The sequence below is a fragment of the Streptomyces sp. CB01635 genome, from assembly GCF_002803065.1.
Classification (GTDB): Bacteria; Actinomycetota; Actinomycetes; order Streptomycetales; family Streptomycetaceae; genus Streptomyces.
In genome coordinates, this window is sequence record NZ_NNBL01000014.1 from 221,712 (window position 1) to 243,665 (window position 21,954).

Sequence of the window (21,954 nt, forward strand, 5' to 3'; positions counted from 1 at the left end):
GTGACCGCAGACCCCCCGGCGGCAAACTCGACCTTTGCCGTGCGGGGGGCCAAGGAAGGACACCGGGCGTGGAGTTCGGGATTCCCGGATCAGCCCCGGTCGTCCATGCCCGCGAGCACCAGCGGCAGCCGGTCCGCGCCACCCTCGGTGAGCCGGACCGGCACGCCCCAGTCCTGCTGGTGGACGTGGCAGGCCGGGTACTCGTTGGCCGGGTCGTCGTCGCACGAGGCGGCCATCGCCGACACATGCAGGACGCCCTCCGCGACCTCCGTGTTCAGGACCAGCTCGCGCGCCAGGTCCGTGTCCGCCCCGTCCCCCGCGACCAGCAGCTCGGGCGGGGTGGAGGAGACCAGGAGCCGGGTCGAGGGCCCGTACCGCGTGTCGAGCTTCTGACCCGCCGGCGCCTGGAAGATCACGTCCAGCTGGAGCTTCCCCGCCGCGACTTCGGTCGCGGCTCGCTGCGTCCGGTGCGCGACCGACTCGACCCGCACGGCCTCCTCGGGAAGCCGCAGCCGCGTCAGCCGGTGCCGCGCCGACTCGACGACGACGATGTCCGGGGAGTCCCCACCCACGAGCACCGCGTCGCTGGGCTCCCGCAGATCCGTCGCCAGCGTGGTGACCTCACCGCTCGCCGGGTCGTAGCGGCGCAGGGCGTGGTTGTACGTGTCCGAGACAGCGACCGAACCGTCTGGCAGGGCGGTCACGCCCAACGGGTGCTGGAACAGCGCCTGTTCGGCGGCGCCGTCCCGGTGCCCGAAGTCGAAGAGACCCGTACCGACCGCCGTGTGCACCGTGCCGTCCAGGTCGACGTACCGCAGCGCGGACGTCTCCGAGTCGGCCACCCACAGCCGCTCCTCGGTCGCCGCGAGCCCGGACGGCTGCGCGAACCACGCCTCGGCCCCCGGCCCGTCGACGAGCCCCTCATTGGTCGTACCCGCCGCCACGGCGACACTCTTCGTCTCCGGGTCGTACGTCCACAGCTGGTGCACGCCCGCCATGGCGATCCACACCTTGCCGCCGAAGACGGCGACGTCCCACGGCGAGGAGAGCGACACCTCCAGCGCGGGGCCGCTGGTCGGCGCGCCCTGCCACCACTGCCGGCCCGTGCCCGCGAGCGTCGTGACGTCCCCGCTCGCGAGGTCCACGGCCTTCAGCGAGTGGTGCACCGTGTCGGCCACGACGACGGTCGCGTCGTCGAGCAGCGCGAGGCCCTGCGGCTCGTTGAACTCGCCGGGCGAGCCGATCCGCCGTACGACGCTCTCGCCGTCCGCGGCCAGCTCGACGAGCTGGTGCCGGGTCGTGTCGGAGACCAGGAAGTTCCCGGACGGCAGCACGAGCACCTTGCCGGGGAACCGCAGATCCGTCGCGACCGGCTCGGGCGCGACGTACGGACCGTCGCCGCGGCGCAGCGTCCCCTTCGCGCCGTGTTCCGCCTCCAGCTGCTCGACCAGTTTCTCGATGGCGTGGGCGTGCCCCTCACCGGCGTGCTGCGCGACGACGTACCCCTCGGGGTCGATCACCGCGAGCGTGGGCCAGGCCCGCACGGCGTACTGCTTCCAGGTCGCCAGCTCGGGGTCGTCGAGGACCGGGTGCTCGACGTTGTACCGCTCGACGGCGTCGACCACGGCGGAGTGCTCGGCCTCGTGCACGAACTTCGGGGAGTGGACCCCGACGATCACGACGGTGTCCCGGTGCTTCTCCTCGAGCTCACGCAGCTCGTCGAGGACGTGCAGGCAATTCACGCAACAAAATGTCCAGAAATCCAGAATGACGATGCGTCCCCGCAAATCGGCCAGGGTGTATTGCTTACCGCCCGTATTGAGCCAGCCGCCCTTGCCGATGAGCTCGGGGGCACGGACACGGGCGCGACGGGGTGCGGGGTCGACATCGTTCATGGGTCAAGGGTGCCACTAAGCGAGCGCATGCCCCGTAGTGGCATCCACATGATCGGGGACGTCGTCGTGGTGGTCCCCGACCGTGGGGGTGCCGGTGGGCTCCAGAAGAAGGATCGACGCACCCTTCGGGGAGCGCGGCTTGTGCCACGTCCCGCGCGGAACCGTGAAGACCGAGCCGCGGGGCAGGACCACATCGCGCTCGCCCTCCGGCTCACGCAGGGCGATGGTCAGCTCACCGTCGACGACCAGGAAGAACTCGTCCGTGTCGTCGTGCACGTGCCAGACATGGTCCCCCTCGACCTTCGCGACGCGGACGTCGTAGTCATTGACGCGCGTGACGATGCGGGGGCTCCACAGGACGTCGAAGGAGGCCAGGGCCTCGTCGAGGGCGATCGGCGTGTTCTCGCGAGTGGTCATACGCCGATCCTGCGCCCGGCGCCGATCCGCGGCGAGTGCTAGAAATCGCATATGGCGAAAGAATCCTCGCAGCGCCCCTCATCGCGGGACGCGCCGCAACGCCCTCCACAGCGCCCGCCGCACCGAGTCGTGGTGATCGTCGACGAGAACTCCAACCCCTTCGAGCTGTCCTGCGCCATCGAGGTCTTCGGCCTGCGCCGGCCCGAACTCGGCCGTGAGCTGTACGACTTCCGGCTCTGCTCGCCCCGGACGCGGACCGTGATGCGGGACGGGTTCTTCACGCTGACCGACGTGGCCGGTCTGGACGCGGCCGAGTCCGCGGACACGCTGATCGTGCCCAACCGGCCCGACACCGACGTGCCGCGGCGGCCCGCCGTCCTCGACGCCGTGCGCCGGGCGCACGCGCGGGGCGCACGGCTCATCGGGTTCTGCTCCGGCGCGTTCACCATCGCCGAGGCCGGGCTCCTCGACGGGCGGCGGGCCGCCTGCCACTGGATGTGGGCGGACTCCTTCCGCGCCCGCTTCCCCGCGGTGCGCCTCGAACCCGACGTGCTGTTCGTCGACGACGGCGACATCCTCACCGCGTCCGGCAGCGCGTCCGCGCTCGACCTGGGGCTGCACGTCGTACGGCGTGACCACGGCGCCGAGATCGCCAACGCGGTGTCGCGGCGGCTCGTGTTCGCCGCCCACCGGGACGGCGGCCAGCGGCAGTTCGTGGAACGGCCCGTGCCCGCGGTACCGGACGAGTCTCTCGCGCCGCTGCTCGCATGGGCACAGGAGCGCATCGGTGAACCGCTGAGCGTGGCGGACCTCGCCGCACACGCCGCCGTCAGCCCCGCCACCCTGCACCGCCGCTTCCGCGCCGAACTCGGCACCACCCCACTGGCCTGGCTCACCGGCGAACGGGTCGCCCTCGCCTGCCGCCTCATCGAACGCGGCGAGGAACGCCTCGACGTGGTCGCCGCCCGCAGCGGCCTGGGCACCGCCGCAAACCTACGCGCCCGCCTCCGCCGGGAAACGGGCCTGAGCCCGTCGGCGTACCGGAGGCGGTTCGGCCGGGGGCCTGCGGAGGTGATGTCGCCGTAGGTGGGGGTCGCGTCGCGGTAGTCGCCGCACGCCCCCACGGCGCGTCTGCGGGCGGACCGGCGCGCGCGTGGCCGACGCTTGGCAGCTATGAGGGACGACAGCGCGCGCGGCGGTCTCACCGGGACTCTGGCCAAGGTCGCGCGGTGGGGCGCCGCGCGGGCCGGTGAGCTGCGGGAGCGGCTGCCGTTCATCACGCGCCTGACCCGGCAGATGGTGGACGTGAGTCTCCTCGACTCCTCGACGCGACTGGCCGCGCAGGCCTTCCTGACGGCGATCCCCGTGCTCTTCGTCATCGCCGCGTTCGCCCCGGCCGCTGTGCGCGACCGCCTCATCGAGTCGGCCACGTACGCGCTCGGCCTGTCCGGCCCCGCCCTCGACCAGGTCCGGCAGGTGTTCGGGACGCCCGACGACACCGCACGCGATACCTCGGGGGCTGTCGGCGTCCTCGTCACGCTGCTCTCGGCAACCTCGTGCAGCCGCGCCCTACAACGCGTGTGCGAACGCTCCTGGCACGTTCGGCCCGCCGGCCTGCGCCTCATCGCGTGGCGGTGGCTGGTGTGGCTGCTGGTGTGGCTGTCCGCGCTGACGGTCCAGGGGCTGCTGAGCGAAGGGTTCGGGTTGGGTCCCTGGCTCGGCCTGCCGCTGTCGTTCGCGTCGAGCACCCTGCTGTGGTGGTGGACGCAGCACATGCTGCTCGGCAGCCGCGTGCCGTGGCTGCCACTGCTGCCCGGCGCCGTCCTGACCGGCACGGGCGTGGTCGTCCTCGCCTGGGCGTCACGCTTCTACATGCCGCTCACCCTGAACCGCTCAGTGTCCGAGTTCGGCCCCCTCGGCCTCGTGTTCACGCTCCTCTCGTGGCTCATCGCACTGTTCACGGTCGTGTGCGTGGGGATCGCCACGGGGTACGTCCTCGCCCATGAACCGCCCCTCGCCCGCCGCCTCGGAACGCCGCCGCCCGGGTGAGGGGGGAGAGTCCTCTCGCGCGCGCTGGGCACCCTTCGACGTATGAGATACGAAGTTCGAGAGCGGCTCTTCGCGGTGGGCGAGGACTACTGGATCGAGGACGAGCAGGGCCACAAGGCCTTCCTCGTCGACGGCAAGGCGATGCGCCTGCGGGACACCTTCGAGCTGAAGGGGCCCGACGGGCGGGTGCTCATCGACATCCACGAGAAGATGTTCGCCCTGCGCGACACGATGGTCATCGAGCGCGGCGACGAGGCCCTCGCCAAGATCAAGCGCAAGCGCCTGTCACTGCTACGGAACCACTACCGGGTCGAACTGGCCGACGGCACCGAACTCGACGTCAGCGGAAAGATCCTCGACCGCGAGTTCGTCGTCGAGTACGACGGCGAGATGCTCGCCCACATCTCCCGCCGCCGGCTACGGGTCCGCGACACGTACGGCGTCGACGTCATCCGCGAGGACGCGGACCCGGCGCTGATCATCGCCGTCGCGGTGTGCGTGATCCGCCTGGCGGAGAAGGAGCGGGGGGAGGACTGACGGCTGGCGCCCCCTCACCGTCGAGGCGGCTCCAGCCCCAGCCTCCGGTCCTTGAGCGCCGGGAACCGCTCGCGGGTCCCCGCGACGGCCGCCCCGTCGAACTCGACCGTGAGGACCTCCTCGCCGGCGCCCGCCTCCCCGATGATCTGGCCCCAGGGGTCCACGACGACGCTGTGCCCGGCCTGCGGCACCCCCGCGTGCGTACCGGCGGTGCCGCAGGCCAGTACGTACGCCTGGTTCTCGACGGCGCGCGCCTGGGCGAGCAGCGTCCAGTGCGCGCGGCGCCGCTCGGGCCAGCCGGCGGAGACGAGAAGCGTTTCTGCACCCCGGTCGACGAGGCCCCGGTACAGCTCGGGGAAGCGCAGGTCGTAGCAAGTGGTGACGCCGAGGACGGTCTCCGGCAGGCGTACGGTGACGAGTTCTTCGCCCGCGCCCATCAGCACGGCCTCGCCCTTGTCGAAGCCGAAGCGGTGGATCTTGCGGTAGGCGGCGGCGAGTTCGCCGTCCGGGGAGAAGACGAGCGCGGTGTTGTAGAGCGGCCCGTCGGGGTCACGCTCGGGGATCGTGCCCGCGTGCAGCCAGACGCCGGCGTCGCTCGCGGCCTTCGCCATCGCCTCGTACGTCGGGCCTTCCAGGGGCTCCGCCTCGGTCGCGAAGGCCTCGTAGGCGAAGGCGCCGGTGGTCCACAGCTCGGGGAGGACGACGAGGTCGGCGGACCCGGCTTGATCCCGCACCATCGAAGCGGCGCGCAGCCGACGGGAATTGGGCGATTCGTCATCATCTACACGGATCTGGATGAGCGAGGCGCGCACACTACCACCGTCCTGGCATTCGAGCCGTCTACACGGGCCTACGATCGTCACACGAAAGCACTGCCGGGGTGCCTGCCAGCAGCGTACTGTGCATTTCCGGGGGTTCCCCCCGGACCCCCGCAGACGCGTTCCAAGACACCCAATGCCCGCGCCACAACCGCCCGAGGGGTCCCGTTCCGTGAGTCTCCACCCCAGTCTTGAGTCCTACGCCGATGCCTGGACGCATTCCATCGAAGCGATATCCGAGCTGGTGACGCCCCTGGTGGAGGGCGAATGGAGCCGGGCCACACCATGCCCCGGCTGGTCGGTGCGGGACATCGTGTCCCACGTCATCGGCCTCGACTGCGAGATGCTCGGTGACCCGCGGCCCATCCACACACTGCCGCGCGACCTGTACCACGTGCAGAACGAGCACCAGCGGTACATGGAGATGCAGGTCGACGTGCGGCGCCACCACACGGCGCCCGAGATGACGTCCGAGCTGGAGTACACGATCATCCGGCGCTCCCGGCAGCTGCGCAACGAGTCGCGCGAGCCGGGCGCGCTGGTGCGCGGGCCGCTCGGCACGGAAGAGACCCTCGAATTCGCCATGCGCAAGCGGGCGTTCGACGTGTGGGTGCACGAGCAGGACCTGCGCGTGGCCCTCGGCCGGCCGGGCAACCTCGACTCGCCGGGCGCGTACGTCACGCGCGACATGCTGTTCGCCGTTCTGCCGAAGGTCGTCGCGAAGGACGCGTCGGCGCCCGCGAACTCGGCGGTGGTCTTCGATGTGCACGGGCCGGTCGAGTTCCTGCGCACGGTGCGTGTCGACGCGGAGGGACGCGGCACGATCGACGGCGCCCCGTCGCTGGGCCCGGCCGTGACGCTCTCCCTCGACTGGGAGACCTTCGTCAAGCTGGCCTGCGGCCGTGTGACGCCCGACGCGGTGTCCGACCGGGTCAAGACGGAGGGCGACCTGGACCTCGCCCAGGCGATCCTGAACTCGCTGTCCACGACGCCGTAACCCGTACGGGGGCCACGACGCCGTAACCCGTACGGGGGCCACGACGCCGTAGCCCGTACGGGGGCCAGGGCGGCGGAGCGGACGGGCAAGGCCCCGGTGCCGGAAACGGCAACCGGGGCCCGTCGCTTACGCGGGGAGGTCTCAGGTGAGGAGGTCCTACTCCTACGCCTAGGCCGGTACGTGCACCGTCTCCACCCGGCTGGCCACAAGCCGCTCCCGCTCGCGCCGGTCCGCGCGTCGGCGCAGTCGCAGGATCTGGCTCACCCCGAGCGCCTCGAGCACGAACACCGCGGAGAACGCGATCCGGTAGTTGTCGCCGGTCGCGTCCAGCAGGACCCCGATCGCGAACAGCGTCGTCATCGACGCGACGAACCCGCCCATGTTGACGATCCCGGACGCGGTCCCCTGCCGCTCCGGCGGGTTCGCCGGGCGCGCGAAGTCGAACCCGATCATGGACGCGGGCCCGCACGCCCCGAGCACGACGCACAGCATGACGAGCAGCCACATCGGCGCGTGGTCCCCCGGGTAGGCGATCGTCACGGCCCACATCACGGCCGTACCGGCGACCGTGCCGAGCGCGAGCGGCAGCCGGGCCGTGTGGTGCCGGGCCACGATCTGCCCGTAGACGAGCCCGATCAGCATGTTGGACAGCACGACGAGGGTGAGCAGTTCACCGGCGGTCCCGCGCGAGAGGCCCTGCGCCTCCACCAGGAACGGCAGGCCCCACAACAGCAGGAACACCATCGCCGGGAACTGCGTCGTGAAATGCACCCACAGACCGAGCCGCGTCCCCGGCTCGCGCCAGGACGCGAGGATCTGTCCGCGTACGAAGGCCCCGCCGGTGTGCCGCACGGGCGCCGGTTCGAAGCCTTCCGGGTGGTCCTTGAGGAAGAGCAGCATCAGGACGAGCACGACGACACCGGCGAGCGCGCTGCCGGCGAACGCGGCCTCCCAGCCGACGCCGTGCAGCAGCCGGGCGATCACGAGCGTCGACACGAGGTTGCCGGCCATACCGACGAGACCCGCGAGCTGCGCGACCAGCGGCCCGCGCCGGGCGGGGAACCAGCGCGTGCCGAGCCGCAGCACGCTGATGAACGTCATCGCGTCGCCGCAGCCGAGCAGCGCGCGCGACACGAGGGCCGTCCCGTACGAGGGCGAGAACGCGAAGCCCAGCTGGCCGATGGTGAAGAGGACGACGCCGATCGTCAGGACCCGCTTGGTGCCGAGCCGGTCGACCATCAGGCCGACGGGTATCTGCATGCCCGCGTACACGAGCAGCTGGAGGATCGAGAACGTGGACAGCGCCGAGGCGTTGATGTGGAAGCGTTCGACGGCGTCGAGGCCCGCGACGCCCAGTGAGGTGCGGAAGATGACGGCGACGAAGTAGACGGCGACGCCGATGGACCAGACGCCCATGGCCCTGCGGCCGCCGGGCGGATCCCCGGGCAGTGACGCGGCGCCGGCGGAGCTGCTCATCGGACCTCGCCCCGCGCCAGGTTCGAGAACCAGCCGACGTGGCGGCGGACGACGGTGACGGCGGCCTCGGCGTCGCCCGCGCGCAGCGCGTCGAGGATTTCCTCGTGCTCGGTGAGTGTCTTGGCGATCCGGTCCGGGTGCGAGTGCATCACGGCGACGCCCATTCTCAGCTGGCGGTCGCGCAGCTGGTCGTAGAGGCGGGAGAGAATCGCGTTCCCTCCGCTGCGGACGATCTCGGCGTGGAAGCAGCGGTCGGTGCCGGCCGCGTCGGTGAACTCGCCCGCCGCGGCCTGGGTCTGCTGGAGCGAGAGCAGTTCCTCCAGGCGGGCGATCAGGCTCGCGGGGGCGGGGACCACCTTGCGCACGGAGTGCTCCTCGACGAGGAGGCGGGTCTCGACGACGTCCGCGATCTCCTGTGCGGAGACGGCGAGGACCAGGGCGCCCTTCTTCGGGTAGAGCTTGATCAGCCCCTCGACCTCCAGCTTGAGCAGCGCCTCGCGCACCGGGGTGCGGGAGACCCCGACGGCCTCGGCGAGCTCGCCCTCGGTGAGCAACGTCCCGCCCTCGTAGCGGCGTTCGAGGACGCTGCGCTTGACGTGGTCGTAGACGCGGTCGGCAGCCGGCGGTCGCTTGACGGCGGTGGGGGACGGGGGCGCGGGAGGCATGCGCACATCATAGATACAACACGTACGCATCGTCGGCGGCCGTCCAGGATGCGGACGCGGCACCCCCGAACGACTGAAGCCGCCCCCTCGCCATAAATACTCCGCAATCCGGCACATCCATCCGCCGCGCTCATGAGTCTCTTCAGCGAGCGGCACCCTCATGTGGCCGCATTCCAGGGGCATTTGGAGCGTTCAACTTGAAAACCCGCATTAAGGGCATTCGCCGCGTAACCGCCGCTGCCACCGTGACCGCCGGTGCGGTCCTGGCCAGCGGGGTCTTCGCCACCTCCGCGCAGGCGGCCACGCTGCCCACCCCCACGATCGTCGCCAAGGGCGGCTACGTGATGAACAACGGGACCGGTACGAGCCTTTTCACCAAGGCCGCCGACACCCGCCGTTCCACCGGCTCCACCACCAAGATCATGACCGCGAAGGTCGTCCTGGCGCAGTCGAACCTGAACCTGGACTCCAAGGTCACGATCCAGAAGGCGTACAGCGACTACATCGTCGCGAAGAACGCGTCGTCGGCCCGCCTGATCGTCGGCGACAAGGTCACCGTCCGCCAGCTCCTGTACGGGCTCATGCTCCCGTCCGGCTGCGACGCCGCGTACGCCCTGGCCGACAAGTTCGGCTCCGGCAGCACGCGCGCCGCCCGCGTGAAGTCCTTCATCGGCAAGATGAACAAGGCCGCCACGGACATGAACCTGAAGAACACGCACTTCGACTCGTTCGACGGCATCGGCAGCGGGGCGAACTACTCGACGCCGCGCGACCTGACGAAGATCGCCTCGTCCGCGATGAAGAACTCCACGTTCCGCGCGGTCGTGAAGACGACGTCGACGAAGCAGAAGGTCACCACGAAGAGCGGCGGCTACCGCTACATGTCGTGGTCCAACACGAACAACCTGCTCGGCAGCTACTCCGGCACCATCGGTGTGAAGACCGGCTCGGGGCCCGAGGCCAAGTACTGCCTGGTCTTCGCCGCCACCCGCAACGGCAAGACGGTCATCGGCACCGTCCTCGCCTCCTCCTCCGTCACGAACCGCACGGCGGACGCGAAGAAGCTCATGGACTACGGGTTCAAGAAGTAACCCTCGAAAACTGAAGAGACGAAGGGCCTGCCGCATGCTGCGGCGGGCCCTTCGTCGCGTCGGCCTCCGTCGCGGAGCGCACCCCCGCCGACGACAAGATCGAGGTCTCCGTGTATTTCCATCGCGGTCTGAGTACGCCACACGGGGCCGTGCCCCTCAGGGACGGCCCCGTGTTGTTCGCTCAGGCCCAGGTGATCAGCCGCTTGGGCTGCTCCAGAATCGCCGCCACATCCGCAAGCACCTTCGAGCCGAGCTCGCCGTCGACCAGGCGGTGGTCGAAGGACAGAGCCAGGGTGGTGACCTGGCGGGGCTTCACCTTGCCCTTGTGGACCCACGGCTGGAGCTTGATCGCGCCCACGGCGAGAATCGCCGGCTCACCCGGGTTCAGGATCGGGGTGCCCGTGTCGACGCCGAAGACGCCGACGTTGGTGATGGTCACCGTGCCGCCCTGCATGGCGCCGGGCGACGTCTTGCCCTCGCGGGCCGTCGACACCAACTCGCCCAGCGCCGTTGCCAGTTCGGGCAGGGTCTTGGCGTGCGCGTCCTTGATGTTCGGCACGATCAGACCGCGCGGTGTGGCGGCGGCGATGCCCAGATTCACGTAGTGCTTGCGCACGATCTCCTGGGCGGCCTCGTCCCAGGACGCGCTGATCTCGGGGTTCCGCTTGATCGCGACGAGCAGCGCCTTGGCGATGAGCAGCAGCGGATTGACCCGCAGCCCCTGCATCTCCTTGTCGGCCTTCAGCTCCTCGACGAGCTTCATCGTCCGCGTCACGTCGACCGTCACGAACTCCGTGACGTGCGGCGCGGTGAACGCGGAGCCGACCATCGCGGCCGCGGTCGCCTTGCGTACGCCCTTGACGGGGATACGGGTCTCGCGGACGCCGTCCTGGACGACGGCCGGCGCGGCGGCGACCGGCTCCTGCGGCTGTGCCAGTACCTGCGCCTGCGTCACGACCGGCTCGGGAGCCGGGGCCACGGCCGCGTGCACGTCCTCGCGGGTGATGACGCCGTCAGGACCGGAGGGCGTGAGTGAGGCGAGGTCGACGCCGAGATCCTTGGCCAGCTTGCGCACGGGGGGCTTGGCGAGCGGGCGCCCGTTCCCCTTCGCGGGAGCCTGCGGCTCGAGCGCCGGCTCCGTGACCGCCGCGGGGGCAGCCACCACGTCGCCCTTGCGAGGCCGGCGCTTCGTCGACGCCTCGGAAACCCCGTACCCCACAAGCACCGGCTGCCGCCCCTTCGGCTCAGCCTCGGGCTCGGGCGCCGTGGGCTCCGGCACGGAAACGGCAGCGGGAGCGGCGGCCGCAGAGCCGGATCCGCCCGCGACGTCCACCGCGATGATCACCTGCCCCACATCCACCGTCGTCCCCTCGGGGAAGCGCAGCTCGCGCACCACCCCGTTGAACGGGATGGGCAGCTCGACGGCCGCCTTCGCCGTCTCCACCTCGCACACGACCTGCCCGTCGGTGACCGCGTCACCCGGCTGGACGTACCACTTGAGGATCTCGGCCTCGGTGAGCCCCTCGCCCACGTCGGGCATCTTGAACTCGGCCAGCGCAGCGTCTGTCATCGTCGTCACGGCCCTCTCCTCAGTACGCAAGCGAGCGGTCGACGGCATCGAGCACCCGGTCGAGGCCCGGCAGGTACTCATCCTCGAGGCGCGCCGGCGGGTACGGCACGTGATAGCCGCCGACCCGCAGCACGGGCGCCTCCAGATGGTAGAAGCAGCGCTCGGTGATCCGGGCGGCGATCTCCGCGCCCGTACCGAGGAAGACCGGGGCCTCGTGCACCACGACGAGCCGGCGGGTCTTCTCGACGGACTTCTGCACCGCGTCGAAGTCGATCGGCGACATGGAGCGCAGGTCGAGGACCTCCAGGGACTTGCCCTCCTCCTGGGCGGCCGCGGCCACCTCCAGGCAGACCTTCACCATCGGCCCGTACGCGACGAGCGTCAGATCCGTGCCCTCGCGCAGCGTGCGCGCGCCGTGCAGCGGTCCGGGGATCGCCTCGGTGTCGACCTCGCCCTTGTCCCAGTAGCGCCGCTTCGGCTCGAAGAAGATCACCGGGTCGTCGCTCTGGATGGCCTGCTGCATCATCCAGTACGCGTCCGACGAGTTCGACGGGGAGACCACCTTCAGGCCCGCCACGTGCGCGAACAGCGCTTCCGGCGACTCCGAGTGGTGCTCGACCGCGCCGATGCCGCCCCCGTAGGGGATTCGCACGACGACCGGCAGCTTGATCTTGCCGAGCGCGCGGGCGTGCATCTTCGCGAGCTGCGTGACGATCTGGTCGTACGCGGGGAAGACGAAACCGTCGAACTGGATCTCGACGACCGGCCGGTACCCGCGCAGCGCGAGGCCGATGGCCGTGCCGACGATGCCGGACTCGGCGAGCGGGGTGTCGATGACCCGGTCCTCGCCGAAGTCCTTCTGCAGCCCGTCCGTGACGCGGAAGACGCCGCCGAGCTTGCCGACGTCCTCGCCCATGATCAGGACCTTGGGGTCGGTTTCGAGCGCCAGGCGCAGCGACTCGTTGATCGCTTTCGCGAGCGGAAGCTTCTGTACCGCCATGATCAGTTGCCTCCCTCGGCATCGGAGAACGACGCCTGGTAGGCGGCGAACTGGGCACGCTCCTCGTCGACGAGCGAGTGCCCGTCCGCGTACGCGTTCTCGAAGATGGCCATCCGGTCCGGGTCCGGCATGGCCCGCACGACCTCGCGTACTCGAAGACCCAACGCTTCGCTCTCGGCCTCGAGTTCCGCGAAAAATCCCTCGTCCGTGTCAGTTTCGGACTCGAGATAGGTGCGCAGGCGCAGGATCGGGTCCTTCGCCTCCCACGCCTCACGCTCCTCGTCGGCCCGGTACTTCGACGGGTCGTCGGAGGTGGTGTGCGCGCCCATGCGGTACGTGAACGCCTCGACCAGCGTCGGCCCCTCACCCCTGCGCGCCCGCTCGAGGGCCCACTTGGTGACGGCCAGGCAGGCGAGCACGTCGTTGCCGTCGACGCGGACGCCGGGGAAGCCGTAGCCCTGCGCGCGCTGGTAGAGCGGCACGCGGGTCTGCTTCTCGGTCGGCTCCGAGATCGCCCACTGGTTGTTCTGGCAGAAGAACACGACGGGCGCGTTGTAGACCGCGGAGAACGTGAACGACTCGGCGACGTCTCCCTGGCTGGAGGCGCCGTCACCGAAGTACGCGATCACGGCGCTGTCCGCGCCGTCCTTGGCGATGCCCATGGCGTAGCCGGTGGCGTGCAGCGTCTGCGAGCCGATGACGATCGTGTACAGGTGGAAGTTGTTGCTGTTCGGGTCCCAGCCGCCGTTGTTCACGCCGCGGAACATGCCGAGCAGGTTCGTCGGGTCGACGCCCCTGCACCAGGCGACGCCGTGCTCGCGGTAGGTGGGGAAGACGTAGTCGTCGTCGCGCGTGGCGCGGCCCGAGCCGATCTGCGCGGCCTCCTGGCCGAGCAGCGAGGCCCACAGGCCCAGCTCGCCCTGGCGCTGCAGCGACGTCGCCTCCGCGTCGAAGCGGCGGGTGAGGACCATGTCCCGGTACAGGCCGCGCAGCTCGTCGGCCGTGATGTCCTCGACGAACGCGGCGTACTCGGCGTGCGCGGGGTCCTCCACGCGCCGGCCCTCGGGGCTCAGCAGCTGGACGAGGTCGGGCGCTCCCACTCCCGGGGACTTCTTCGCAGACTTTTTCGCAGCGGTGCGCTTGCGCGGCGTACGCGCGGCGGCAGTGCTGTCCACGGTCACGTGTGCTCCTCCGTCGATCCGGCCCCCGGGTTCGCCGGGAAGCCTGGGGGTCCCCCCGGCCCTTCGATAAGGGCCTCGGGGAGGCTCGCCTGGTCCGTCCCGCGCACGGGGTGGGTGCGACTCGGCCGGGTACAGGCGTGACAGGTGCCCCGGCGAGCGCCCTGCACGATGCACGTTACCCAGTGCCCCACATATCTGCGAAACCCCATCTGACCTGCGATTTTGCTTGGATATCCAAGTAAATCGAGCAACTGCGGAACACTCGCTGGTCAGACGCGGTCAAAGCACCATTCGGAGCACCGGTCACAAGCCTGGCAGGCAGCCGGAACACCGGCACGTTATCCCGGTCACCTCGGGCACGGGAAGAGCCAGTATGTGAGACTGGCCGCGTGTCCGAAGACGGAAAAATTCGTGTATTTCTACTCGATGACCATGAAGTCGTACGCCGCGGAGTGCACGAGATGCTCTCCGTGGAAGGGGACATCGAAGTCGTCGGCGAGGCGGGTACCGCCGCCGACGCCGTCGTCCGCATTCCCGCCACGCGCCCCGATGTGGCGGTCCTGGACGTGCGGCTCCCGGACGGCAGCGGCGTCGAGGTGTGCCGCGAGATCCGCTCCCAGGACGACTCGATCAAGTGCCTGATGCTGACCTCGTTCGCCGACGACGAGGCACTCTTCGACGCGATCATGGCGGGCGCCTCCGGCTACGTACTGAAGGCCATCAGGGGCAACGAGCTCCTGAACGCGGTCCGTGACGTCGCCGCCGGAAAGTCCCTGCTCGACCCCGTCGCCACCGCCCGCGTCCTCGAAAGGCTCCGCGGCGGCGGCCGCGGCAAGGAGGACGACCGGCTCGCGAGCCTGACCGAGCAGGAGCGCAAGATCCTCGACCTGATCGGCGAGGGCCTGACCAACCGCGTCATCGGGGAACGCCTGCATCTCGCCGAGAAAACGATCAAGAATTACGTGTCCAGCCTGCTGTCGAAACTGGGCATGGCACGCCGCTCGCAGGCCGCCGCATATGTCGCGCGGCTGCAGGCCGAGAAGCGCCACTGAATTCGGGACTTACGTCCCTTTCGCAGAGGACCGGGGCCTCTTTTACGGCGCGCTTCCGGTGGCGCACTGTGGAAACATGCCCTCCGAATTCCAGCTGGACCGCGCCCAGGAACAGCGCGCCATCGAGCTGATCGGCAGCGTGGACCACGGTCGGGTGGCGACCAGCATGCGCGCCCTCCCCTTCCTCGCCTCGGCCCGCCACATCGTGGTGGACGGCCGGGTCGTCCTGCGTATGCACAAGGGCCACGGCTACCACCGGGCCTGCGCCGGCAGCGTCGTCGCATACGGCGCCGACAACCTGAACAACGGCGACCCCGCCGACGGCCAGTGGTCGGTCCAGTTCGTCGGCACCTGCGTGGCCGTCGAACCGACCCCCGGCGAACTCGGCCTCTTCGGCCCCGCGCCCCGCTTCGCCGACGGGGAGCCGTTCGACCCCGTCCATCTGCGGATCGAGCCCCAGTTCGTCACCGTGCACGAACTGACGGGCGGCGCCCGTCATTCGAAGCGGGCCTTTCGCCACGTTCTGTAGCCACCGGCTACCCAGGGTGCCCTAACATCTGGCGCGTGCCGCGCTCATCTGCTCACCCCGCCCCACCGCTCCGCGCCCTGCTGCGGCAGTACGACGCCGGCTCACCGCTGGCCTGCGAACCCGTCGACCAGGGCCTGCTCAACCGCGGCTACCGGCTCGCCACCACGCGCGGTCGCTACTTCCTCAAGCACCACTTCGACCCCGAGACCGCCGACCCGGCCGCCATCGCCCGCCAGCACCGCGCCACCGAACGCCTGGCCGCACTCGGCGTCCCCGTCGCGCCGCCCCTGCCCGCCTCCGACGGCCGCACCGTCACCGTCATCGGCGGCGCCAGCTACGCCCTGCACCCCTGGGTCGAGGGCCGCCACCGCAGCGGCGCCCAGCTCACGGCGGCCCAGTGCCGCACGCTCGGGGCGCTCCTGGGACTCGTACACGCCTGTCTGGAGAAGGTCATGGGGGCCGCGCCCGCGCGTGGGCGGGCCAGTGCCGATCCCGCGGACACCCTCGCGCTCATCGACACCCTGCTGGAGCGGGTGCGCAGCCGTCGCCCGCACGACGCGTTCGACGAGCTGGCGCGGCACCGGCTCGTGGAGCGCCGCGCACTCCTGGAGTCCTGCGCGGGGCGGCGGCCTCCGCAGGCCTCGGCGACCGGCTGGGTGCACGGGGACTTCCACCCGTTCAACCTGCTCTACCAAGGCGGCGTACCGGCCGCGATCGTCGACTGGGACCGGCTCGGGGTGCAGCCGCGCGCCGAAGAGGCCGTACGCGCCGCCGTGATCTTCTTCGTGCGTCCCGCCGGCACCCTCGACCTGCCGAAGGTACGGGCCTACGCGCGCGCGTACCGCCGCGCCTCGGGCGCCGGCGCGGACGAACTCGCGGCCGCCGTCCACCGTGTGTGGTGGGAGCGGCTCAACGACTTCTGGATACTGCGCTGGCGCTACGAACGCGGCGACACCCGCGCCGATCCCCAGTTCCCCGCGGCGTCGGCGCTCGCCGTGTGGTGGACGAAGGAGTACGGGGCGGTGCGCAACGCGTTCGCCGAGTAGCGGCCGTCAGTGAGCCGGACCGGCCGGGTCAGCCCGACGCCGGGTCGCCCGTGGAAACCTGGAGCTGGATCGACTCGGGGTTCTTCGGGTCGATCTCCGTGCGCGCCTTGGGGTACTGCACGATGACCGTGCCCTCACCGAAGGTGTTCTCGTCGACGTCCCGGACGTCGAACTTCCAACCGGCGGCCTGCATACAGGCCTTGACCGACTTGATGTTCTTGTAGGTGAAGTCCGGGAGCATGACCTTGTCCGGGTCGTTGTAACCCGTGTCAGGCTCCGTGCACTCGTCCTCTTCCATCGTCTTCGTCAGATCGGGACCCTTGTGACCGGCGACGGCCGACGGTGACTTCTTCGCATCGCCGCCGCCCTTCTCGTCATTGCCGTTCAGTGTCAGGGCCGTGATCAGACCGCCGACCGCGATCAGAGCGACGACGATCGAACCGACGATCACGCCGGTGTTCCGCTTGCCGCCACCGCCGCCGGAGCCCGCCGAACTCGGCGTCGTCTGGGGCGAGATGGTGTACGGCGGAGGCGTCTGCTGGTGCTGTTGCTGCTGATACTGCTGCTGCTGAGGCGCGTACGGAGAGGTGGGCGGCGGGGTCTGGTAGCCCTGCTGCGGATATCCGTAGCCCGGAGTGGCCGGCGCCGGAGCGGGCGTCCCGTAGGGGCCCGGCTGGTACGGCGTCTGCACCGGGCCGGTCGGCGCCGCCGTCGACTGGTCGACCGGCGGGAACACCGCGGAACCGACACCCGCGCCACTGGACGTCTGCGCGCCCGGCACGATGCTGGGCGCCGCGGCGTGCAGCGACTGGGCGACCCGCAGGCACTCGTCCCGCATCGCCTCGGCGCTCGGGAAGCGCTCGTTCGGGTTCTTCTTCAGCGCGCGGGCGACCAGCGCGTCCACGGCCGGGGGCACCGACCGGTTGATCGACGAAGGAGCCACCGGCTCCTCCTGGACATGCGCATACGCTATGGCCAGCGGCGAGTCCGCCTCGAACGGCAGCCGCCCGGTGACCAGTTGGAACAGCATGATGCCGACCGAGTACAGGTCGGAGCGGGCGTCCACGCCACGGCCGAGGGCCTGCTCGGGCGAGAGGTACTGCGGGGTGCCGACGACCATGCCGGTCTGCGTCATCGACGTGACACCGGACTGCATGGCGCGGGCGATGCCGAAGTCCATCACCTTGACGACGTTCCGCTTCGTCATCATGACGTTGCCCGGCTTGATGTCGCGGTGGACCAGACCCATCTCGTGGCTGATCTCGAGCGCCGCGAGCACATCTGCCGTGATCTTCAGGGCCTTGTCGGTCGGCATCGCGCCGTAGTGCGCGACATCCGCGTCGAGCACGGAGCCGAGGGGCTGGCCCTCCACGTACTCCATGACGATGTACGGAGTGGTCATCCCGTCGAGGTCGTCCTCGCCGGTGTCGAAGACCGAGACGATGTTCGTGTGCGTGAGCTTCGCCACGGACTGGGCCTCGCGGCGGAAGCGCTCACGGAACGCCTGCTCGCGCCCGAGCTCGGTGTGCAGCGTCTTGATCGCCACCTGGCGGTCGAGCACCGAGTCGTACGCGAGGTGGACCGAGGCCATGCCGCCCTCGCCGAGCAGATCACGCAGCTGGTAGCGACCGCCGGCGACAGCACGCCCTGCGTACCGGCCTTGTGCGCCGTCCTGGCTCATGTTTCTACGTCCCCCATCGGCGCGGCCGGTGATCGATTACCACTATTCCCGGCCAAGTCTGCCCCGTGGCACCGGCACGTCAAGCTCGGTGCCCGTTCCGTGACCGTACGGGCAAGAAGCGTCGCGGAAGCGTTACAGGAATTGCCCAGACGATTTGCATCGCATTGCCCGCAGAAGGTTTGATGGCCGGTCCATCTCGGGACGGCGCGCCGGGCGAAGCCTGTAGCGTGGCCCGACGGAGACCGTAACGACCACCGCGCGTACATCCGAGAGTGCGGACACGGACGCGGACAGAAACGACGGCGAGGACTGATGGCACAGACGCAGCGCGCTCAGGGCCCGTCCGACCCCGAGGCGGCTGGCGGCGGTATGTCAGATGCGCCGGAGTTGTGGGGCAACGGCGGGCTGGTCGGCGACGGCCGGTACCGGCTGACCCACAGACTCGGCCGGGGCGGCATGGCGGAGGTTTTCGCCGCGGAGGACGTCCGGCTCGGACGCACCGTCGCGGTCAAGCTCCTGCGCTCCGACCTTGCCGAGGACCCGGTCTCCAAGGCCCGCTTCACGCGCGAGGCCCAGTCGGTCGCGGGCCTCAACCACCACGCGGTCGTCGCCGTGTACGACTCCGGCGAGGACACCGTCGGCCGCTCGGTCGTCCCCTACATCGTGATGGAGATCGTCGAGGGCCGCACGATCCGCGACCTCCTCCTGAACGCCGAGGCGCCCGGCCCCGAGCAGGCACTGATCATTGTCTCCGGTGTCCTGGAGGCCCTCGCCTACTCGCACCAGCACGGCATCGTGCACCGCGACATCAAGCCGGCGAACGTGATCATCACCAACACCGGTGCGGTGAAGGTGATGGACTTCGGCATCGCGCGCGCCCTGCACGGCGCGCAGTCGACCATGACGCAGACCGGCATGGTCATGGGCACGCCCCAGTACCTGTCGCCCGAGCAGGCCCTCGGCAAGGCCGTCGACCACCGCTCCGACCTGTACGCGACCGGCTGCCTGCTCTACGAACTCCTCGCGCTGCGGCCCCCGTTCACCGGCGAGACCCCGCTGTCCGTCGTCTACCAGCACGTCCAGGACGTGCCGGTGCCGCCCTCCGAGGTCTCGGACGTGGCGCCGCCGGAGCTCGACGGCCTCGTCATGCGCTCCCTGGCCAAGGACCCGGACGACCGGTTCCAGACCGCCGAGGAGATGCGCGGCCTCGTGCAGTACGGGCTGCAGATGCTGTACGACCAGGGCGGCCACACCAACACGTGGAACACCGGCCCGGTCGCCGCCGACATGCACCAGGGCGGCAACACCCCGGCCATGGGCGTCGCGGGCACGACGGCACTGCCGCACCCGACCGACGGCGGTACGGCGGCCCAGCCGATGCTGCGGCCCCCGGGCAGCGACGACGGCGGCTTCGACGGCGGCCACAGGGGAGGCGGCGGCAGCGGTCGCGGCAAGATGTGGATCCTCGCGGTCCTCGCCGTGATCGCCATCGCGGGCGGCGCGGCCTGGGCGATGACCGGTGGCGGCGACCACAAGGGCGGCACCGGCACGACCCAGTCGCCCACGCAGTCGCACTCCCAGAAGGAGGAGGAGCCCACCCAGGGCTCCGACGACACCGCCCCCCAGGACGACACCACGGACCCGGACACCGGGACCGGCGGGCAGTCCGAACCCTCGCCGTCGGAGGAGCCCAGCACGGATGACGTCACGCCGTCCGGCAGCGCGTCCGAGCCGAGCGACGAGCCCTCGAACCCGACGCCGACCAAGAGCCAGCCGACCTCCGAGGAGCCGCCCTCGGACGGTCCCAGCCTGCCCACGGAGGAGCCGCCCACGGGTGGCGCCAACGGGGACCCGGGCGGGAACGACGCGGCGGGCACCGACGGCGGCGCCTGAGCCGCCGCCCTCCCGGCATACGACATACGAAGGCGCCCGGCCGGTCATGGTGACCGGCCGGGCGCCTTCGCGTTGTGGGTTCGATTCGGGTTGCGACAGGTACCGGGTAGGGGCGCCTGCGTCTTTACAGGTACGGGCCTCCGGAGCGGCCGGCGATCCGCGGGTCGTCGCCCTCCTCGCCGCCGCCCACGCCGGGCGGCAGCGCGCGGCGCATCTGCTCCAGCTGGGCCCGCGCGGCCATCTGCTGGGCGAACAGCGTCGTCTGGATCCCGTGGAAGAGCCCCTCCAGCCAGCCCACCAACTGGGCCTGCGCGATCCGCAGTTCGGCGTCGCTCGGGATCGCCTCGTCGGTGAACGGCAGGGAGAGGCGCTCCAGCTCCTCGACGAGCTCCGGCGCGAGACCGTCCTCGAGCTCCTTCACGGAGCTGGAGTGGATCTCCTTGAGCCGCACCCGGCTCGCCTCGTCCAGAGGAGCCGCCCGCACCTCCTCGAGCAGCTGCTTGATCATGCTGCCGATGCGCATCACCTTGGCGGGCTGTTCCACCATCTCCGTCACCGGAACCTCGCGGGAGTCGTCGTCTCCACCGCCGCCGAGCGCCATTCCGTCCTGGCCCACGACCAGGACCTGGGGGCTCTGCGGCGAGCTTTCGTTCCTCGGCATCTCCATGCCGCCATTCTCTCGCACCGCACCATCACACCTGGGTAGTGCCCCCATACGAGGGTGATCCACCGTGTTCGGGCGTGCTCCCACCGTGACCGACCGTGTTCCCGACGCGTACGGGTCTGCGCGACGCGGGCGGCGGCTTGCGGGGCGGGCGGGGCGTCGAACGGGGGCCACGGGCCGGTCGGGACGGGAGGTCTCGGGACTCGGCGGAGCGGGGGGTGTCGGGCGTGGGGGGTGCGTAGGGCGTGGGTCGCGCGTGCGGTCGCGGCTGGGTCATGGGGAGCGTGTGGGCCATGGGCGGGGCGTATGTCATGGGCAGCGGAGATTTCTCGTTCGGGGCAGATTTCATGAGCGGCGGGATTTCAGGTGCGGCAGCGACTTCAGGTGCGGCAGCGATTTCCTGTGCGGGTCAGATTTCACGTGCGGCGCAGATTTCACATGGGGGCCAGATTTCACGTGCGGCGCAGGCGCAGTGCCAGGAATCCGACGCCGAGGCCCACGAGGACCAGGCCGGAGCCCAGCGGCAGGACACCCACACCGGGGACCACGGGTTCGGCGACGGTCGGCCGCGGGGTGCGGGCGGCGGTGTCCACGGGGACGCCGGTGGGCCGGGCCGACGGCTGGACCTGCTGCTCGTCGGAGCCGTCCTCGCGGGCCTGCGGCTCTTCCGGGGGCACGGGTATGGAGGCGTGGGCCGGGCGGGTGCGGGGCGGGTCCGCCGACGGAGGGCGGGACCGTTTCGGCGGCGCGACGGCGGAGGCCGAGGCGGAGTGGCTCTTACCGGCGGAGTGGCCCTTGCGGGAGGGGCCCGCGGGGGAGGCCTTCGCGGGGGAGGCCTTCGGACTGGCGTGGGAAGCGCTGGGCCTTCTGGGGGAGGCACTCGCCGAGGGCTTCCCGGTGCCGGGCGCGGAGGGTCCGGCCGCGGAGTGCCCGTCGCTGGGCCGGCCCGTGGGCGGCTTCTGTTCGGGGCGGTCGTGGACCGGGGGCTCCGACTCGGTCCGCCCCGGCGGCGTACGGCCCTTGCCGGGGTGGCTACCGGCGTGTGCCTCGCCGGCAGAGGCGGAGGCAGGGGTGGAGGTAGAGGTAGAGGCGGGGGCGGGGGCAGAGGTGGGGGCGCGCGTGGGCGCGGGTTCGGCGGCGTACGCGTAAGTGCCTGAGGTGGCCGGTCCGAGGAGGAGGGCCAGGAACAGCAGAGGCCACAGCAGCGGGCGGCCGGTGGTGCGGAGGCGTGGAGTCATTCCGCGCGCCCCTCCCGGAATCGAGTCACCAAGATCGGAGGAATCCCGGAATCAGCGTCACACGACGCACCAATTCCGGCACCTTGGTGTCACTCCACTCACTCCGGCCACGCCGCCCGGCCGCCTGGGGGCCTGGGGGGCCACCAGCTCGCCCG

General features: G+C 70.7%; 20 protein-coding genes. 9 read left to right on the plus strand and 11 right to left on the minus strand.

Annotation, left to right across the window (positions count from 1 at the left end):
* Positions 1 to 89: 89 nt before the first annotated feature.
* Positions 90 to 1,895, minus strand: coding sequence for a thioredoxin-like domain-containing protein (locus CG723_RS29205; protein WP_100596478.1), 1,806 nt, complete (start codon positions 1,893 to 1,895; stop codon positions 90 to 92).
* A gap of 15 nt (positions 1,896 to 1,910) precedes the next feature.
* Positions 1,911 to 2,312 carry a cupin domain-containing protein gene (locus CG723_RS29210; RefSeq protein ID WP_100596479.1) on the minus strand — a complete coding sequence of 134 codons (402 nt, stop codon included), beginning with the start codon at positions 2,310 to 2,312 and terminating at the stop codon, positions 1,911 to 1,913.
* Positions 2,313 to 2,363: 51 nt separating this feature from the next.
* Here CG723_RS29210 and CG723_RS29215 point away from each other — a divergent pair, with 51 nt between their 5' ends.
* The 3 genes from CG723_RS29215 to CG723_RS29225 all read left to right on the plus strand — a co-directional run bounded on the left by CG723_RS29215 (position 2,364) and on the right by CG723_RS29225 (position 4,898).
* A complete protein-coding gene (locus CG723_RS29215) occupies positions 2,364 to 3,398 on the plus strand; it encodes a GlxA family transcriptional regulator (RefSeq protein WP_100596480.1) in 1,035 nt (344 codons plus the stop codon).
* A gap of 87 nt (positions 3,399 to 3,485) precedes the next feature.
* A complete protein-coding gene (locus tag CG723_RS29220) occupies positions 3,486 to 4,361 on the plus strand; it encodes a YhjD/YihY/BrkB family envelope integrity protein (RefSeq protein WP_100596481.1) in 876 nt (291 codons plus the stop codon).
* Positions 4,362 to 4,403: 42 nt separating this feature from the next.
* Positions 4,404 to 4,898: an LURP-one-related/scramblase family protein gene (locus tag CG723_RS29225; RefSeq protein ID WP_100596482.1), complete on the plus strand. Its 495-nt coding sequence runs from the start codon at positions 4,404 to 4,406 to the stop codon at positions 4,896 to 4,898.
* Between the two features lie 14 nt (positions 4,899 to 4,912).
* Here CG723_RS29225 and CG723_RS29230 read toward each other — a convergent pair whose 3' ends face one another.
* The gene (locus CG723_RS29230) at positions 4,913 to 5,710 is read right to left on the minus strand and encodes a carbon-nitrogen family hydrolase (RefSeq protein WP_100596483.1); all 798 of its coding nucleotides are present in this window, start codon (positions 5,708 to 5,710) and stop codon (positions 4,913 to 4,915) included.
* A gap of 178 nt (positions 5,711 to 5,888) precedes the next feature.
* Between CG723_RS29230 and CG723_RS29235 the strand changes: the two genes are divergently transcribed.
* Entirely contained in the window at positions 5,889 to 6,713 is an 825-nt protein-coding gene (locus CG723_RS29235; protein WP_100596484.1) for a maleylpyruvate isomerase family mycothiol-dependent enzyme, read from the plus strand.
* Between the two features lie 168 nt (positions 6,714 to 6,881).
* On the opposite strand, the gene CG723_RS29240 is transcribed toward CG723_RS29235, so the two are convergent.
* Positions 6,882 to 8,189: an MFS transporter gene (locus CG723_RS29240; RefSeq protein WP_100596485.1), complete on the minus strand. Its 1,308-nt coding sequence runs from the start codon at positions 8,187 to 8,189 to the stop codon at positions 6,882 to 6,884.
* On the minus strand, positions 8,186 to 8,854 hold the full coding sequence (locus tag CG723_RS29245; protein ID WP_100596486.1) for a GntR family transcriptional regulator: 669 nt from the start codon (positions 8,852 to 8,854) through the stop codon (positions 8,186 to 8,188). The genes CG723_RS29240 and CG723_RS29245 overlap by 4 nt, the downstream gene beginning before the upstream one ends.
* A 197-nt stretch (positions 8,855 to 9,051) precedes the next feature.
* Here CG723_RS29245 and CG723_RS29250 point away from each other — a divergent pair, with 197 nt between their 5' ends.
* Complete coding sequence (locus tag CG723_RS29250; protein ID WP_100596487.1) at positions 9,052 to 9,945, plus strand: D-alanyl-D-alanine carboxypeptidase family protein; 894 nt, start codon at positions 9,052 to 9,054, stop codon at positions 9,943 to 9,945.
* A 181-nt stretch (positions 9,946 to 10,126) separates the two neighbouring features.
* On the opposite strand, the gene CG723_RS29255 is transcribed toward CG723_RS29250, so the two are convergent.
* From CG723_RS29255 to pdhA, 3 genes are read right to left on the minus strand one after another with little or no spacing between them, the layout of a single operon-like run.
* Positions 10,127 to 11,524: a dihydrolipoamide acetyltransferase family protein gene (locus tag CG723_RS29255; RefSeq protein ID WP_100596488.1), complete on the minus strand. Its 1,398-nt coding sequence runs from the start codon at positions 11,522 to 11,524 to the stop codon at positions 10,127 to 10,129.
* Between the two features lie 10 nt (positions 11,525 to 11,534).
* On the minus strand, positions 11,535 to 12,515 hold the full coding sequence (locus CG723_RS29260) for an alpha-ketoacid dehydrogenase subunit beta (protein ID WP_100596489.1): 981 nt from the start codon (positions 12,513 to 12,515) through the stop codon (positions 11,535 to 11,537).
* A 2-nt stretch (positions 12,516 to 12,517) separates the two neighbouring features.
* Positions 12,518 to 13,696, minus strand: coding sequence for a pyruvate dehydrogenase (acetyl-transferring) E1 component subunit alpha (gene pdhA / locus CG723_RS29265; protein WP_100596490.1), 1,179 nt, complete (start codon positions 13,694 to 13,696; stop codon positions 12,518 to 12,520).
* A gap of 389 nt (positions 13,697 to 14,085) precedes the next feature.
* Between pdhA and CG723_RS29270 the strand changes: the two genes are divergently transcribed.
* The 3 genes from CG723_RS29270 to CG723_RS29280 all read left to right on the plus strand — a co-directional run bounded on the left by CG723_RS29270 (position 14,086) and on the right by CG723_RS29280 (position 16,323).
* The gene (locus CG723_RS29270) at positions 14,086 to 14,748 is read left to right on the plus strand and encodes a response regulator (protein WP_100596491.1); all 663 of its coding nucleotides are present in this window, start codon (positions 14,086 to 14,088) and stop codon (positions 14,746 to 14,748) included.
* A 76-nt stretch (positions 14,749 to 14,824) separates the two neighbouring features.
* Positions 14,825 to 15,277: a pyridoxamine 5'-phosphate oxidase family protein gene (locus CG723_RS29275; RefSeq protein WP_100596492.1), complete on the plus strand. Its 453-nt coding sequence runs from the start codon at positions 14,825 to 14,827 to the stop codon at positions 15,275 to 15,277.
* Positions 15,278 to 15,312: 35 nt separating this feature from the next.
* Entirely contained in the window at positions 15,313 to 16,323 is a 1,011-nt protein-coding gene (locus tag CG723_RS29280; protein ID WP_234374575.1) for a phosphotransferase, read from the plus strand.
* Between the two features lie 28 nt (positions 16,324 to 16,351).
* On the opposite strand, the gene CG723_RS29285 is transcribed toward CG723_RS29280, so the two are convergent.
* A complete protein-coding gene (locus tag CG723_RS29285; protein ID WP_100596493.1) occupies positions 16,352 to 18,004 on the minus strand; it encodes a protein kinase domain-containing protein in 1,653 nt (550 codons plus the stop codon).
* Positions 18,005 to 18,316: 312 nt separating this feature from the next.
* Between CG723_RS29285 and CG723_RS29290 the strand changes: the two genes are divergently transcribed.
* The gene (locus CG723_RS29290) at positions 18,317 to 19,897 is read left to right on the plus strand and encodes a protein kinase domain-containing protein (protein WP_100596494.1); all 1,581 of its coding nucleotides are present in this window, start codon (positions 18,317 to 18,319) and stop codon (positions 19,895 to 19,897) included.
* A 124-nt stretch (positions 19,898 to 20,021) separates the two neighbouring features.
* Here CG723_RS29290 and CG723_RS29295 read toward each other — a convergent pair whose 3' ends face one another.
* Complete coding sequence (locus CG723_RS29295; protein ID WP_100596495.1) at positions 20,022 to 20,564, minus strand: bacterial proteasome activator family protein; 543 nt, start codon at positions 20,562 to 20,564, stop codon at positions 20,022 to 20,024.
* A gap of 449 nt (positions 20,565 to 21,013) precedes the next feature.
* A complete protein-coding gene (locus CG723_RS46460; RefSeq protein ID WP_159032574.1) occupies positions 21,014 to 21,799 on the minus strand; it encodes a hypothetical protein in 786 nt (261 codons plus the stop codon).
* Positions 21,800 to 21,954 lie beyond the last annotated feature (155 nt).

Excerpts from the sequence above, each read along its gene's own strand:
- CG723_RS29205 (WP_100596478.1), bottom strand. The coding sequence starts at position 1,895 with ATGAACGATGTCGACCCCGCACCCCGTCGCGCCCGTGTCCGTGCCCCC.
- CG723_RS29210 (WP_100596479.1), bottom strand. The coding sequence starts at position 2,312 with ATGACCACTCGCGAGAACACGCCGATCGCCCTCGACGAGGCCCTGGCC.
- CG723_RS29215 (WP_100596480.1), top strand. The coding sequence starts at position 2,364 with ATGGCGAAAGAATCCTCGCAGCGCCCCTCATCGCGGGACGCGCCGCAA.
- CG723_RS29220 (WP_100596481.1), top strand. The coding sequence starts at position 3,486 with ATGAGGGACGACAGCGCGCGCGGCGGTCTCACCGGGACTCTGGCCAAG.
- CG723_RS29225 (WP_100596482.1), top strand. The coding sequence starts at position 4,404 with ATGAGATACGAAGTTCGAGAGCGGCTCTTCGCGGTGGGCGAGGACTAC.
- CG723_RS29240 (WP_100596485.1), bottom strand. The coding sequence starts at position 8,189 with ATGAGCAGCTCCGCCGGCGCCGCGTCACTGCCCGGGGATCCGCCCGGC.
- CG723_RS29245 (WP_100596486.1), bottom strand. The coding sequence starts at position 8,854 with ATGCCTCCCGCGCCCCCGTCCCCCACCGCCGTCAAGCGACCGCCGGCT.
- CG723_RS29260 (WP_100596489.1), bottom strand. The coding sequence starts at position 12,515 with ATGGCGGTACAGAAGCTTCCGCTCGCGAAAGCGATCAACGAGTCGCTG.
- CG723_RS29275 (WP_100596492.1), top strand. The coding sequence starts at position 14,825 with ATGCCCTCCGAATTCCAGCTGGACCGCGCCCAGGAACAGCGCGCCATC.
- CG723_RS29285 (WP_100596493.1), bottom strand. The coding sequence starts at position 18,004 with ATGAGCCAGGACGGCGCACAAGGCCGGTACGCAGGGCGTGCTGTCGCC.
- CG723_RS29290 (WP_100596494.1), top strand. The coding sequence starts at position 18,317 with ATGGCACAGACGCAGCGCGCTCAGGGCCCGTCCGACCCCGAGGCGGCT.
- CG723_RS29295 (WP_100596495.1), bottom strand. The coding sequence starts at position 20,564 with ATGGAGATGCCGAGGAACGAAAGCTCGCCGCAGAGCCCCCAGGTCCTG.
- CG723_RS46460 (WP_159032574.1), bottom strand. The coding sequence starts at position 21,799 with ATGACTCCACGCCTCCGCACCACCGGCCGCCCGCTGCTGTGGCCTCTG.